The sequence below is a fragment of the Rossellomorea sp. YZS02 genome (genome assembly GCF_033963925.1).
GTDB lineage: Bacteria > Bacillota > Bacilli > Bacillales > Bacillaceae_B > Rossellomorea.
In genome coordinates, this window is record NZ_JAXBLY010000008.1 from 154,156 (window position 1) to 168,557 (window position 14,402).

Consider the following 14,402-nt stretch of genomic DNA (forward strand, 5'->3'; position numbering starts at 1 on the left):
AACCATAGTTTGTCCCAAATATCTTTCTGTACATGGGATATTTGTATGTAACAATGACAAAATAATAAAGATCTATAAAGGAGGGTTTGTAGAATGACTAAAGGAAACAATAAAAACAAAGGGAAGAACGCAAAAAGCGTTAACCCGCAAGGAATTTCCCAGGATGCTGAATTCGCCATGGAGCCGAAGAGCACATTAGAAAATGCAGCTAAAAAGAAGAACACAAAATAATTTATTACACAAAAAGTGTCAGGGACTATTCAAGGTCCCTGACACTCTAATGAAGGGTTAGCTGGAAGCCATCATTACATTTGAACCTACTAAAAACCTTCTAAGAACTTTCAATTCCAGGTCGTCCACCAGTGAGAGCGTATCATGTGAAACGTTATTCCATCTTGCTTCCTCAACGGAAACAGATAATGGTACTTCACAGTGAATTTCGGCCAATTTCCTTGAAACATGCAGCATGTCCAGGTCTACTTCAATTTTCTTTCGTTGAGCAGGGGTCAACTCGTGCAGATTGGCAAGGATCCCGGATATATCATTATACTGTTGTATCAGCTTCATTGCCGTTTTCTCCCCGATTCCTTTAACCCCTGGATACCCGTCACTCGTATCTCCCATCAATGCTTTCACATCGATGAATTGTTGCGGGGTAATTCCTCTTTCTTCTTCAAAAATGTCTTTCGTATACGTTTGATAGTTTCCAAAACCTTTCTTCAGTAGCATGATTTCAATGTTATCATCAAGAAGCTGAAGAAGATCCTGGTCGCCGCTTAATACAGAAACTTTTCTCTCGGGTTGATGAAGCTTTGCCAGCGTCCCAATACAATCGTCTGCTTCATATCCGACCACTCCAACGTTGGAAAGATTGAACCCTTCAGCCACCTTTTTTGCAAGATCAAATTGAGGAATCAATTCAACCGGAGGTGCATTTCGATTCGATTTGTAATCATTGAATACTTCATTGCGGAAAGTCTGACTTCCCATATCCCAACACACAATGATATGGGTAGGTTTTACATGGTCAGCGGCCATCAGTAAATGCTTCATGAATCCCTGAACACCATTCGTTGGAAGTCCTTTTGAGTTCATCATGAATTGGCCGGTTACGGCTGTAGCAAAAAAAGATCGAAATAATAATGCCATGCCATCTATCAATAATAAATGCTCGTTTTTCTTTTCCAAATCAACCACTCCTCAATACTTCGTTCCGTTCACTTTTTAAAGTATAACATATACGAATAAATAGCTAATTGGAAAAGTGATGAACCTTTTCCAATTAGCTATCTTTAGATTATTCTTTCTCCACCTTGTGGTCTTCATAAGAAACCCAATCACTGTAGCTTCCCACATAAAGCTTCACATTAGTAAATCCAGCTTCCTTAAGAGCAATGAAATTTGGTGTGGCTGTCACACCAGATCCACAATAAACGATGATGGGGTCTTCCTTCTTCAGCTCTTTGAAACGCTTATTCTGCTCGTATTGGCCAAGGAAATACCCTTCCTTGACCCCATCTGTCCATGGGTGATTGATGGCACCAGGTATATGGCCAGGTATACGATCAATCGGCTCTTCAAGACCTTTGAAACGTTCCCTGCTCCGGGAGTCGATCAAAGGCGTATTTCTTTCCCCATTTGCAATCTCCTTTACTTCTTGCAAAGTGCCAATAATGTCTTCTTTGAAGTTGGGACGATAGCTTCTTGGGGGATACATGGGCACAGTTGATTCTCTTTCCCCTGAAGCCTCTTTCCAAGCGGCAAATCCCCCATTCAGAACATAGACGTTCTCGTGACCGATATAATGGAATAACCACCAGCATCGGCCCGCGAATGCCCCTTCCTTTTCATCATAGATCACAATGGTTGATTGATTGTCGATCCCTGCGTCCTCGACTTTACGAAGGAAATTTTTCATATTCGGGAGGGGATGGCGCCCCCCGTGCTTTTTCGCAAATCCGGATAAATCCTTTTCAAGGTCAAAAAAGACGGCACCCGGTATATGGCTATGATTGTAACGTTCCCGCCCTTCTCCGGGATTCCCCAAAGTAAAACGACAATCGATGACTCGTATATCCCCGTCATGAATATGGTCCATAAGCCAATCCACCTCTACGAGCACACTCATGATTTCATCCCCCTCTTCTTCATCAATTTCACCACTTCCTCCTTCGGTTCCCAACAGGAAAATTGATAAGTGGTTTTCGTTTCATAGCCAAGTCTTGAGCAATGATAGGTGGTCCTCCCATCCGACTTCATTCCTTCAATGTGAATGCATGTGGCACAGCAGTGATAAGGATTCACAGAGATTGTCCCCCTTCGCTTCTTTATGCTTGTTCGAGCTGTTCTAAATCCCGTTTCAGTTGATTCAGGTCCTGAACGTTCTCGAGGGCCTCAAGATTGGACGTGATCTGATCCATCACTTGACTACTCATTTCTTCTTTAAGTGCTTGGAACTCTCCTTCGAGATACGTTTTCCCCCATGTATCCATGCGTGAATGTTCCTGTGCCAGATAATGGTCGGCAGGTTCCTTAAGTATCGATTCCAGTTTTTCCTGAATCAGCTTTTTACCGCCTTTTTCAAAAAAATGCTTCGGATTTTTAAAGGTTGAAAAGGCTTCTTCCAACGGTCGGAGCTCCAATTGACTAAAGGCGTTCTCAAATTCAATTGTACTGTCATTATTATATTCCATCGGAGAAATGACCAGATCCCCTTCAATCCGTTGAATCTTCTCTTCCATAGCCATCCATTGATCCCGGAGCTGCTTTTGAATGAACTGCTGGATCCGCAGGGATGTAGCCCGCATTTCCTGAGCCAGATCAAAGCCGATACTCGATAGAAGTTCCTTCAACCCTTCTTGGATCGCCTGTGACTGAGTCGGGAATTGTAAAAATAATCCTGAATGGAATGCTTCTTTATAAAAGTCCGACAACCTGAAAAATACTCTTTGTTTTACATAGTAGACGAGCTCTTTCGATTCCTGCTGCATTTCTACCGTAAGGGGTTCTACAGGTTGTGAATCGATAAGGGAGAGAACCTCTGCCTTTCTTTCCACCAGTTCTTTTTTCCTTGCTTGTTTATAAGTCTTGTCACTAGAAGCTGAATGAAGATATTGGCTAAAACGCTGCAGCCCTCTATCCCATTCACCGAGAGCTGAATCTATGCTCATACTCACTAAATCATTCTGTATGAAGGTATGAAATTCCTCCTTGAATTCAGCAATACCTGACTTATGAGAATCTGTTTCTTTAAGCGCCTGAAGGGACGATACTCCGAAAATCCTTGGAAAGCGGATCCCATATTGCATCAGTTGACCTTCTACATAGTCAATGACTTCATTTTTTTCTTCCTCGTCACTGGCAAGATCGATGGCGTTGACGACAAAGAACATCTTATCCAATTCAAAGGTGTCCTTCACACGGCCCAATTGAATTAGGAACTCCCTGTCTGCTTTGGCAAATGCATGATTATAATACGTCACAAACAGGATCGCATCCGCATTCTTGATATATTCGAAGGCAACACCCGTATGTCGTGCATTGATAGAATCCGCCCCCGGTGTATCGACGAGGGTGATTCCCTGTCTTGTAATGGCGCAATCAAAATATAGATCAATAGACTCTACAAAGCAAGCCTTCTCCTCATCTGCTACATATCCCCTATATTCTTCAAGGTCTACCTTTCGTGTCTTGCCGAGATTTCCCTTAAAGGTAGGATACCCCTTAAGAAAGGCTTGCAGGAATGATAGGTGAACATTTTCTTTCCCGCTCCCTTCACTTGTTAACACAGGGATCAATTCCGCTGCTTCATCCAGGGATGAAACATTCTTATTAAAAAGCGAAAGGGAATGATTGATGTCAGAAAATAGTTGTTCATAGGTTTTAATCTGTACATTGGCCGTTTCGTGCTCATTATCCACTGATACGGGGTTGATACGGTTGATGGAAGCCGTTGTCGGATTAGGGCTCACCGGAAGTACTTTACTCCCTAACAGGGCATTGGCAAACGATGATTTACCGGCACTGAATGCACCGAACAAAGCTATTGTAAAGGATTGATTCGAAAGCCGGTCTCTCTTGCCTTCCAACAGATCTGCCATTTTCGTAAAGCCTTTGTACTTTCTGAACACACCCGTCATCATGTCTAATCGATCAATGACCTTTTCCATAGAAGTAGACGATTTCAGCTCATCCATAGAGGCTCTTATATTCATTTCCGGTTCACGTTTCACTTCCTGTTTCTGTTCCAGAACTTCATCTGAGGCAACAATATAATCTTCCTCCCGTTCTTTCCATTTACCGGTCCATTGTGAAATGACCGAATCAGCCCGCTTTTGTTCGATCTCCACATTCATTAACCTTCGAAGTTGTGCGATTTTCTCATCCTGAAGTAAATTCCATTGATAAATGATACCTGTCTTATTCTGAAGCTCCTTCAATTCTCCTTCCATGACTGATTGTTCATCTGTTGTTGAGGTCGCCATTTCAGCAATCAGTGTTTCAATCAGCCCATTGGTTTCATTTCTTGCCTTTTTCTTTAAAGCTTCAGAAAGATCCTCACAGTATTGCAGAACATAGTCACTCGTGACACCTGCCCCCTGTTTAACTAAATCCTCCAGAAAACGGTCATCTACTTCAAGACTCAATCGATCCCATTCCGGGCGAAGATTTGATGAAGGTAGATATTCTTTCATCATGTTTTTACCAAGGGTCTTTAGATGCCATTCCAATTGGGATTCTATCCGTGTGTTGATGTCTTCTTTAAATTTTTGGAGCCTTTTGGCCTTTTCTTCTTCTGTCTTCTGCCTTGAGAATAGGAAACCGACTTTAAAGTCCGGTTGCCTGCTTTCAAGATAGCCTTTCGCTAATTCCCTTGTTTCAAAAGGCATTAAGTACGCATTTTTGAGGATTTCCCTTCTCTCTTCCTCGAATTGATCTTTAATGGCTTTGACATCATTTTTGGCTAGGGTTTCAATCAGCTTTTTTTCCTGTTGAAGGAGGTCAGCTTTTTTCTCCCATTCTATATCTGTAAGAATATCCCGAGCCTTATCCTCGATTTTCCCTAGCTCTTCTTCATACCATTTCTCATGTTCAGATTTCAATTGTGAAATGGCCGACACTGCCGAGTCTCCAATCAGTTCACTTTTCCTTTTCACTTGGTCTTCAATCAAGGCCTCTAGTTTTTTAAGATCATTGTGTGGATGACCAGGATTTTTCAAGGTTGTAAAGAAGATTCCATCGGGTACGACTCCCCACGTGGCGAATGAGTTCCTCACACTTTCCTGAAAATCGGTAAATGCTAATTCTTCATCCTGATGCTTATCGATTTGATTGACGATCAAATACAATTTGACACCATGACGAACCATCTCTTTGGTGAACTCGAAATTCACCTGTGATTGGACGTGATTATAATCCATCACATAGAAGACGGCATCAGCAAGGTGGATGGCAGACTCCGTTGACAACCTGTGTGCATCATCCGTGCTATCGACACCGGGTGTATCCAAAACAGACACACCCTCAGGCACATCACTTCTCTTTCGTCCGATTTCCACAGAGTACACATCTTCACCGTTTTTGCAAAATTCCTTTATGGCCTCAAAATCATATGGTGCCTTAAAGTACAGAGAACGTGATTGATGATAGTGAATTTTCGCGAAATCAGTTTCTGCATGATGAACTTTCACTAAATTCGCGCTGGTTGGGATCGGACTGGAAGGAAGGATATCCTCCCCCATCAAGCGGTTGATCATGGTGGATTTACCAGCGGAAAAATGACCGCAGAATGCCAGGATCAATTCATGTTTGTTCAACTTTTCGGCCAATCGTTCCACCTTGGAAGCCCGCTCTTCATCCCCACTTTGAAGGAAGAGATCGTAATATGCTGCCAGTTCTTGTAACGCATTATGTAAATGGATGCTCTTATGTTCAATTTGACTCATAGTCTAATTCCTTTCTGCTTTAAAAAGAATGATAACGTTTTTATTCTATCGTATTTTGATCAAATTCTCTATGAATTCATGTCGGCAAGGGAGAGCGGAGTTTAAAGACAGTATATGCGGAAGTGATAAAAGTGGAAAAAGACAAAATAAAAAGCCCTCTTCCGTGTAGAAGAAGGCCAGGATTATTTATCGTGTCGTTTCTGTTGCAATCAGATTTGAGTGAGCAAAAGGTTTAGTGTCTCTCTGGTATGAAGATATTTTCTTCCCTTGTACCGGATTCTTCATAACATTGGATAATACATACTTCATCATGAAGCCATACGCTACTACAGTAAATAATATCAAGAACCATACCATTTGAATCCCGCCCTTTTGAGAATAATTTTCATCTTCAATTAGAATCTTATCAAAATTGATAATCATTTTCAATAAGAAATTCATTTTTCTTTTTTAAACAGCGGGATCCAGCCTCTTGTTCTGACGTGGATCTTTTCATAATCCGTTTCTTCCTTCAAAGCGCGTTCCTCAAGGGGGATGCGGATAGAAAGGATGAATTGATTTAATAATGCAAAGATAAACAATGTCCAATAAGCGTTGAATAGGAGAGGAACAATCAGAAATTCCAATGTAACGATAAGGTAGTTAGGGTGCTTCAAATGCTTATATGGACCTTTTGCCACAACTTCAGCTTGCGGGAGGACAATGATCTTCGTATTCCAATACTTCCCGAGTGAAGCGATCGCCCATACTCTCCCAAGCTGAGTCAGGATAAAACCACCAAGTAAAAACGGCCAGTAGTGTTTGACTCCCGAATGAAGGAGTCCCCCTTCAATGAGCAGGGAAATGAAAAAAGCGATGTGGATAGCGACCATCATTCGATAATGGGACTGTCCGTATTCCTTGGCCCCTTGAGACTTCATCCACTTTTCATTCGATTTGGCTATGAATAATTCTACAATTCTTTGGATCATCAACACGGAGATAAAAAGGATAAAATACAGCATTATTCCCACCTCATCAATAGCAGCTCAGAACTGAATCCCGGCCCGAGAGCCGTGCCTAAGCCAATGTCCCCGCGTTCGCAGCCTTTATCCATAAATTCTTTCAGGACATATAGAATCGTCACTGAGGACATATTCCCATACTCCTTAAGGACTTTCATGGATTCATTAGTCATACTTTCATCCATTCCCAATGCTTCCCTGTATGCTTCAATCACTTTCTTCCCACCTGGATGGGCGACAAAGTGCTTTATATTTCCGAGCTCAACCCCATTTGCCCCGATGAATCCCTCAACATTCGGTCGCAGCCAATTTTTCACCAGTGTCGGAATATCTTTGGAGAAAACTACATGCAGTCCATTTTCCTTGACCTCCCACCCCATGACATCCAATGAATCCTCAAGTAGCGTCGACTGGGTGGCGAGGATAGTTGGCAATGGCTGTGACAATCCTTTTATGGCCAGGCTCTTGTCCCCACACACAAGGGCGCATGCCACTCCGTCTGCAAAAAGCGATGTCCCAATCAAATTACTCTTTGAACGATCACCGTGTTGAAAGGTCAGCGAGCATAATTCAATTGATAGAACAAGAACATTTGACTCAGGAAACGCCAGGCAGTATTCATACGCCCGTGATAATCCACTTGCTCCACCTGCACACCCCAACCCCCAAATCGGTATTCGTTTTACATGAGGAGAAAAAGGGAGCCGGTTCATTATTCTTGCTTCAAGACTTGGGGTTGAAAGACCTGATGTGGATATGGTTAGAATGGCATCTATGTCTTTCAAGGTGAGGTTTTGGCTTGATAACACCTTATGGACTGCTTTCGTACCCAATTCAACGCTATGGTGGATAAATTCATCGTTTTTTTCTTGAAGGGAATGTTCCCTGGAAAACCATTCGAGATCCTTCACGAAATAGCGATTTTCTATTTCACCGTTTTGAAACACATTGATTAATCGGCCAATATCCCTAAAACTTGAAGAAAATAATTGTTTCGCAAATTCTGCCGCTTCGTTTTGCGTGATTTTCACAGGTGGGATTTCAGTTTCTACTGAGAGTATCTTCGGCATGTATGTCCACTCCTTACACTTCCATGTAAGGATAGCATTTCCATACATATCAAAAATATGTATGCAGAGTAATACTTCAAAAACAAATTGTAAAATAGTTCTTTAGTATGAAATAAATACTAAAATATCATCCTTTCAACCTAGTCTATATGGTATGATTATAGTGACAAAATACTGGAGGAAACGACATGATTTTAACGAAAAGTGTCACAGATATACTCAATAGTTCAGTAGAATCGATTAAAGGGGTCATTCCCTTGCACATTGACGTTCTTAAACCCTCATTGCTGACAGAGCCGTTCAGCCAGCATAAAATCGGTGTACTCATCGGGTTTACGGGGGATGTTAGAGGCAGAATGATCATTGATGGTGAAGAGGAGAGCTTTCAAGGTTTGGGTGCATCCATGTTTGGAATGCCTTTGGAGGGTGAAATGCTTGAATCTTTCGCAGGGGAACTTGGAAACATGATCGCGGGAAACCTGGCAACACTCCTTGCACAAGCCGGCCACTCTTTGGATATTACCCCCCCAACCGTCATTGTCGGTCAATCAAGGATGTATGGATTTGATAAAGCTTTAAAACTACCGATTAAGATTGAAAATGTAGGGGATTTCCTGGTGGTTTTAATGATTGAATAGAAGCATTCGAGAAAAGGCTGACCTTAAATAGAGGTCAGCCTTTTGTCTCGAGACAGTTAAAATCCATGAATCGTCATGCCGCCGTCTACAAAAAGGGTTTGTCCTGTAACATAGTTAGATGCGTCACTAGAGAGGAACACCGCAGGACCGACCAATTCTTCCAGTTCACCTATCCTTTTTAATGGAGTAACGCTCAATATATCGCTGACATACTCTTCATTTTGAAGCAATTCCTCGGTTAACGGCGTTTTGAAATACCATGGACCGATGCTATTCACATGAATATTGTATTTTCCCCATTCCATTGCCAATACCTTAGTCATTTGAATCATGGCAGCTTTCGTGGAAGCATAAACGACCCCGGTCCTGAGGGCAACATGACCAGCAACAGAAGCAATATTAATGATTTTCCCACGGTTCCTTTCTTTCATGTGTTTCCCCACATCCTGGCTCATCATAAAAGCGGATTTAAGATTCGTATCCATGATCTTCTGCCATTCTTCATCGGTAACCTCCAAGGCAGTCGACCGGATATTCATCCCGGCATTATTGATTAAAATATCAATGCACATGCCGTTTTCTTCTATGTAGGATATAACATTTTGAATGTCTTCACGGGATGTTACATCTGTCGGGAGGATATAAGCCTTTCTCCCCAGTTCCTCGATGACTCCTGCCGTCTCTTCTAAATCGCGCCTGGTTCTTGATAAGAGGACAACATCACAACCAGCTTCTGCCAACCCAATACTGAGGGCTCGTCCGATTCCGCGGCCTGCCCCTGTGACAACAGCCAATTTGTTTTTTAAAGAAAATGAAGGTAAATACATTTCTCCCCACCACCGTATCTATAAATTAAATCTTCTTAATATTAACACAGATACGGTCTCTCCCAAAGGTAAACCTCTCATTGATGACCTTTCTTGCCTTGGTGATAATGAACCTGGATATAAATCTCTGCTTCGACAGGCAGTCTGCATTGAGGACAAATCGTTTTATCAGAAAAAATTTGGCAGCACTGTTTACAATAAAATTTTTGCACCTGATCTTCTCCTTCCCTTTCCATTCCTACACTCTATGCAAGAAAGATTGGTAAATGAACGCTATAAAAAGCCCAAATTTGAATCGCTTCACAATTTCTTCACAAACTTACTCACCATGTGTGACTTTTATCACAGATTTTAGTCCATGTCCCCACTTATGATAAAAGTATCAAAGCAATCGTCCATTGACGGGAAGGAATGAGGGGAATGGGAAAACCGGAATTACGTCAAAAATCAGTGATGAAAGTGAAGGAATCCGATACATTAAAAGGTACCTTTACCTCCGTATTATTTTTAGGCGGTTTTTTAGTCCTTACATGGATTGGGGTATTCATATTATTTCTGAATCGTTTTTAATTTGAAGGAGTGGTCTACATGCATATGCATCGGTATGAGAAATGGTGGTTAACGTTAGGAACAGGGTCTCTTATATTATTTTTAATCATATTGGGAATCAGTGCTTTTCATCAAGGTCATCAGCCTCCAAGTGCGAAGGCATACGTCAACCCGGAGCAAGTGGACAAAATCGCACCATTTAATAAGCCTGGATTAAAAAAGGTGGAAGGAAAGTCTTGGGATTATGAGTTGGTGTTTGTTGCATCGGCTTTTAACTATACTCCAGGGGAGATTGATATCCCAAAGGGGTCAACACTGAAGATTACTGCCACAACCAAAGACGTTATTCATGGGTTTGAAGTGGCAGGAACGAATATCAATATGATGCTTGAGCCGGGATTTGTCAGTGAATACACGACAACCCTTGATAAGGCCGGAGAATACCTCATTGTATGTAATGAATATTGCGGAGTTGGGCATCACACGATGAAATCTATGATAAAGGTGGTGGACTAAATGAATCCTTTGATGAGAATCGATAAAAAAGATGCAACACTCGCCATGGCCCATATCTATGTTGGATTCTTCGCCCTGGCACTAGGGGGATTGGCAGGGTTATTGCAGGTTTTAGTACGTTCAGGCCGTTTCACTTTACCCGCTGGAATCGGATATTATCAAGTATTGACGGTTCACGGGGTATTACTCGGATTAGTACTTACGACATTCTTTATCCTGGGATTCCAGCATGCGGCCATTTCCCGAACGTCAGGTACCTATTCCAAGAAATCCCTTATGATGGGGTGGGCAGGATTCTGGATCATGCTCCTTGGCACGATCATGGCTGCCGTTATGATTCTATTAAATGAAGCCACGGTACTCTATACATTTTATGCTCCTCTGCAGGCACATTGGATTTTCTACTTAGGATTGACATTCGTGGTTGTTGGAAGTTGGTTTGGCGGTGCAGGGATGATCATGAAATACATGAGCTGGAGGAAGGAACATCCCGGACAGCCGAGCCCATTATTAACCTTCATGGCTGTTATCAACACCGTCTTATGGATCGTTGCCACCATTGGTGTAGCAGGAACTGTTTTATTCCAGCTTCTCCCCTGGTCCCTTGGTTTGGTGGACAGGGTCGACGTTCTTGTCAGTCGCACGTTATTCTGGTACTTCGGTCATCCACTCGTGTATTTTTGGTTGTTGCCTGCTTATATGGCCTGGTACGTGATCATCCCAAAAATCATAGGGGGGAAAATCTTTTCCGATTCATTGGCACGCCTATCTTTTATCCTGTTCCTTCTGTTCTCTATTCCCGTCGGTTTCCATCACCAATTGGTAGAACCTGGAATAGATGCGTATTGGAAGTTCCTGCAGGTAGTCCTGACGTTCATGGTTGTGATTCCTTCCCTGATGACGGCATTCTCGCTGTTTGCAACCTTTGAAATGTACGGACGTTCCAAAGGGGCTAAGGGATTATTCGGGTGGTTCAAGAAGCTTCCATGGTCTGATGCACGGTTTACTGTACCATTTATCGGGATGGTCGCTTTCATCCCTGCAGGAGCTGGCGGCTTGATCAATGCATCTAACCAAATGAATCAGGTTGTTCATAATACAATATGGGTGACCGGTCATTTCCATTTAACACTTGCCACGTCTGTCGTTTTAACGTTCTTTGGTATCTCTTACTGGTTAGTACCTCATTTAACTGGACGTGTCTTGACGAAAGCGATGAACAAACTGGCCATCGTCCAAGCCATCGTCTGGGCGGTAGGGATGAGCATCATGTCTGGTGCCATGCATGCAGCTGGTTTACTGGGTGCCCCAAGAAGGTCTTCTTATTCCACCTATGGTGATGCATCACAGGCAATGGATTGGATCCCCTATCAAATCGCCCAGGGTGTTGGCGGGACCATCCTTTTCATGGGAATCATTCTCGTTCTATACATCTTCATCAACCTGGCATTCTTTGCACCGAGAGGAGAGGAAGAATTTCCTGTAGGCGAACAAGCAGAAGCAGCCGATAGAACCCCAATGGTCCTTGAAAACTGGAAAATTTGGTTAACCATCTTAGCGGCTCTCATTCTTGTTGCCTACTCTGCCCCATTCATCGACATGATCCAAAATGCACCGCCCGCATCTAAAGGGTACCGTATGTGGTAACAAGAAAAGCTCCAGGGGCTTGCGCTGGGGCGACAAGCATTATAAGAGGCTGCTTCAAATGAAGCAGCCTCTTTACTATTTCTGTTTAATAGGGACAAAGAGCTCTAATTTCCGTTCATCTTCCGTTTCGTTGATTTCTCTATCCTGGGATAGATACTTCTCGACACTCAGTCTGGAGTAGTCCTTCTCAAACCCGTTTTCTTTAATCCAGTTAAAGATAGCAAAGTAGGCTTGCTCCACTTCCGTCGAAAGACCTCTATAAAGGGCGTGGGCATACTCTCCGGCAGGGAGTGACAGTTCAACCAGCCCCGGTGGAAGCTTCTCCACACGATCAACCTCCACGGTACAATAGTACGTAAAATCAGTCGCTCTGTCATGGAAAGGTGCATATATGCATTCATCTCCATTGATATGATGAATGGATGGGATCATCTGTTGAAATTTAGTGAATAGTCTTGGAATCTCGGAACCTCTTCCATATGGACCGGTCCAACCTATTCCAACAAGTAATTTATCCTCCAGTGATGCTACATTAATTTCCATGATTTTGCCTCCAATGTATTTGTTAATTCAAGGAATAAACCTTTGAATACTTCTCCGTCAGATAATCGGCCAAGTATTGGGCATTGAGCCCTTCCCCAGTCACTTCCCTGATAATTTCAAGCGGTTTTTTCATCTTGCCCCACTGGTGCACATTCGTCGTCAACCATTCTCTTACTGGTGTAAGGTTTCCTCGTTCCAACAGTTCTTCATAATGAGGAATATCCTTTAACATGGCACGCTTTAACTGTGCCGCATACATATATCCTAATGCGTATGACGGAAAGTAACCAAAGCTCCCCCCTGCCCAATGAACATCCTGCAGCACTCCTTCACCGTTATGTGAAGGACGTATACCTAAGTATTCTTCATATTTTTGATTCCAGATTTCAGGGAGATTTTCCACTTCGATCTCATCGTTAAATAATCCTTTTTCAATTTCATAGCGAATAATGATATGTAAAGCATATGTTAACTCATCTGCCTCGATCCGGATTAAAGAGGGCTTCGACTCATTGATCGCTCTGTAGAAATCACTTAATTCAACGGAATCAAATTGTCCTGTCGAGTATTCCTTCAGCAACGAATAATTCTGTTTCCAGAAAGCGTGCTCCCTTCCTACAAAGTTTTCATAAAACAGCGATTGGGATTCATGAATCCCCATTGACGTTCCCGTACAAAGAGGGGTACCCATCAAGTCTTTTGAAATGTTTTGTTCATATAGTGCATGACCACCCTCATGAATTGTACCAAAGACTGCTGTTCTCCAATCACTTTCGTCATATTTAGTAGTTACCCTCACATCACCAGGGTTTAAACCAATCGCAAATGGATGTACTGTTTCGTCCAATCTGCCGGAGTTAAAATCGTATCCCATTTGTTCAAGGATTTTTAAACTGAACTGTTTTTGTTTATCTTTAGGAAAGTTTTTATAAAGGAAATCGGTTTGTGGTTTATTTTCCAATTGAGAAATCTTATGTACAAGTGGAACGATTTGATCTCTAAGATCGCCAAAAACCCTGTCCAACACGTTTACTGTTACACCCGGCTCATACATATCCAGTAATGTATCATATTTATTTTCTTCATAACCCCAATAATCAATGAAGCGTTTTGTGAATGCCACAAGCTTCTCTAAGTAAGGCTTGAACATATCGAAATCCGCTTTTTCTTTTGCCTCTTCCCAGACACCTTCCGCTTTTGATTGTAATACTACGTATTCCCTATACTCAGAAGCAGGGATTTTTTTATTTCGATCATATTCTTTTTGACATTCTTCCAATAATTTCTGTGTCATTTCATCCAATTGATCCATCTCTGGAGAGAGTTTCGCCAGGTAAGCGGCCATTTCACTCGAAGTGGACATTTCAAATAGTTCTGATGATAGCATCCCGATGACTTCTGATCGCTGCTCAACTCCATTTTTTGGAGCACCCGTCCTTAAGTCCCAGAACATCAATCCCAGTGCTTCATTATATGCAGACATTTTTTTCACATAATCATTAAATTGATTTATTGTCTCTGTTACTGATTCTTTCATTTTATAAAGCCCCCTTTTTTTACATACAATCTATTTTATCATATTTTTCTGGAAACTTGGCTTCAGAAACGTTTGGGGATGAATGAATCATCGTTTTAGCTATTATCATCCATGCTAAAAGAACCT

General features: G+C 42.2%; 13 protein-coding genes. 4 read left to right on the top strand and 9 right to left on the bottom strand.

Features of this window, described 5'->3' with window-relative positions:
- The first annotated feature begins 93 nt into the window (after positions 1–93).
- A complete protein-coding gene (gene sspL / locus SLH55_RS10260; RefSeq protein ID WP_219168285.1) occupies positions 94–231 on the top strand; it encodes a small, acid-soluble spore protein L in 138 nt (45 codons plus the stop codon).
- Positions 232–288: 57 nt separating this feature from the next.
- On the opposite strand, the gene SLH55_RS10265 is transcribed toward sspL, so the two are convergent.
- The 6 genes from SLH55_RS10265 to SLH55_RS10290 all read right to left on the bottom strand — a co-directional run bounded on the left by SLH55_RS10265 (position 289) and on the right by SLH55_RS10290 (position 8,019).
- The gene (locus tag SLH55_RS10265) at positions 289–1,188 is read right to left on the bottom strand and encodes a 5'-3' exonuclease (protein WP_320323345.1); all 900 of its coding nucleotides are present in this window, start codon (positions 1,186–1,188) and stop codon (positions 289–291) included.
- A 109-nt stretch (positions 1,189–1,297) separates the two neighbouring features.
- Entirely contained in the window at positions 1,298–2,128 is an 831-nt protein-coding gene (locus SLH55_RS10270; RefSeq protein WP_320323346.1) for a sulfurtransferase, read from the bottom strand.
- Complete coding sequence (locus SLH55_RS10275; RefSeq protein ID WP_320323347.1) at positions 2,125–2,304, bottom strand: hypothetical protein; 180 nt, start codon at positions 2,302–2,304, stop codon at positions 2,125–2,127. The genes SLH55_RS10270 and SLH55_RS10275 overlap by 4 nt, the downstream gene beginning before the upstream one ends.
- Positions 2,305–2,327: 23 nt before the next feature.
- Positions 2,328–5,945, bottom strand: a complete 3,618-nt coding sequence (locus tag SLH55_RS10280; protein WP_320323348.1) for a dynamin family protein — start codon at positions 5,943–5,945, stop codon at positions 2,328–2,330.
- A 437-nt stretch (positions 5,946–6,382) separates the two neighbouring features.
- Positions 6,383–6,946, bottom strand: coding sequence for an isoprenylcysteine carboxyl methyltransferase family protein (locus SLH55_RS10285; protein WP_413787088.1), 564 nt, complete (start codon positions 6,944–6,946; stop codon positions 6,383–6,385).
- 2 nt (positions 6,947–6,948) lie between these two features.
- Positions 6,949–8,019 (bottom strand): type III polyketide synthase, encoded by a 1,071-nt coding sequence (locus SLH55_RS10290; protein ID WP_320323350.1) that lies wholly within the window; start codon positions 8,017–8,019, stop codon positions 6,949–6,951.
- Positions 8,020–8,207: 188 nt separating this feature from the next.
- Between SLH55_RS10290 and SLH55_RS10295 the strand changes: the two genes are divergently transcribed.
- Positions 8,208–8,657, top strand: a complete 450-nt coding sequence (locus tag SLH55_RS10295) for a chemotaxis protein CheX (protein WP_219168291.1) — start codon at positions 8,208–8,210, stop codon at positions 8,655–8,657.
- Positions 8,658–8,713: 56 nt separating this feature from the next.
- Here the strand turns inward: SLH55_RS10295 and SLH55_RS10300 are convergent, their stop codons facing one another.
- A complete protein-coding gene (locus tag SLH55_RS10300) occupies positions 8,714–9,484 on the bottom strand; it encodes an SDR family NAD(P)-dependent oxidoreductase (RefSeq protein ID WP_219168292.1) in 771 nt (256 codons plus the stop codon).
- 588 nt (positions 9,485–10,072) lie between these two features.
- On the opposite strand from SLH55_RS10300, the gene SLH55_RS10305 reads away from it, so the two are divergent.
- Positions 10,073–10,549, top strand: a complete 477-nt coding sequence (locus tag SLH55_RS10305; protein ID WP_219168293.1) for a cytochrome c oxidase subunit II — start codon at positions 10,073–10,075, stop codon at positions 10,547–10,549.
- Complete coding sequence (locus SLH55_RS10310; protein ID WP_219168294.1) at positions 10,550–12,196, top strand: b(o/a)3-type cytochrome-c oxidase subunit 1; 1,647 nt, start codon at positions 10,550–10,552, stop codon at positions 12,194–12,196.
- Positions 12,197–12,271: 75 nt separating this feature from the next.
- On the opposite strand, the gene SLH55_RS10315 is transcribed toward SLH55_RS10310, so the two are convergent.
- A complete protein-coding gene (locus SLH55_RS10315; RefSeq protein ID WP_219168295.1) occupies positions 12,272–12,739 on the bottom strand; it encodes a GyrI-like domain-containing protein in 468 nt (155 codons plus the stop codon).
- A gap of 22 nt (positions 12,740–12,761) precedes the next feature.
- Positions 12,762–14,276 carry a carboxypeptidase M32 gene (locus tag SLH55_RS10320; protein WP_219168296.1) on the bottom strand — a complete coding sequence of 505 codons (1,515 nt, stop codon included), beginning with the start codon at positions 14,274–14,276 and terminating at the stop codon, positions 12,762–12,764.
- Between the last annotated feature and the right edge of the window lie 126 nt (positions 14,277–14,402).

Excerpts from the sequence above, each read along its gene's own strand:
- sspL (WP_219168285.1), top strand. The coding sequence starts at position 94 with ATGACTAAAGGAAACAATAAAAACAAAGGGAAGAACGCAAAAAGCGTT.
- SLH55_RS10270 (WP_320323346.1), bottom strand. The coding sequence starts at position 2,128 with ATGAGTGTGCTCGTAGAGGTGGATTGGCTTATGGACCATATTCATGAC.
- SLH55_RS10280 (WP_320323348.1), bottom strand. The coding sequence starts at position 5,945 with ATGAGTCAAATTGAACATAAGAGCATCCATTTACATAATGCGTTACAA.
- SLH55_RS10290 (WP_320323350.1), bottom strand. The coding sequence starts at position 8,019 with ATGCCGAAGATACTCTCAGTAGAAACTGAAATCCCACCTGTGAAAATC.
- SLH55_RS10295 (WP_219168291.1), top strand. The coding sequence starts at position 8,208 with ATGATTTTAACGAAAAGTGTCACAGATATACTCAATAGTTCAGTAGAA.
- SLH55_RS10300 (WP_219168292.1), bottom strand. The coding sequence starts at position 9,484 with ATGTATTTACCTTCATTTTCTTTAAAAAACAAATTGGCTGTTGTCACA.
- SLH55_RS10305 (WP_219168293.1), top strand. The coding sequence starts at position 10,073 with ATGCATATGCATCGGTATGAGAAATGGTGGTTAACGTTAGGAACAGGG.
- SLH55_RS10310 (WP_219168294.1), top strand. The coding sequence starts at position 10,550 with ATGAATCCTTTGATGAGAATCGATAAAAAAGATGCAACACTCGCCATG.
- SLH55_RS10315 (WP_219168295.1), bottom strand. The coding sequence starts at position 12,739 with ATGGAAATTAATGTAGCATCACTGGAGGATAAATTACTTGTTGGAATA.
- SLH55_RS10320 (WP_219168296.1), bottom strand. The coding sequence starts at position 14,276 with ATGAAAGAATCAGTAACAGAGACAATAAATCAATTTAATGATTATGTG.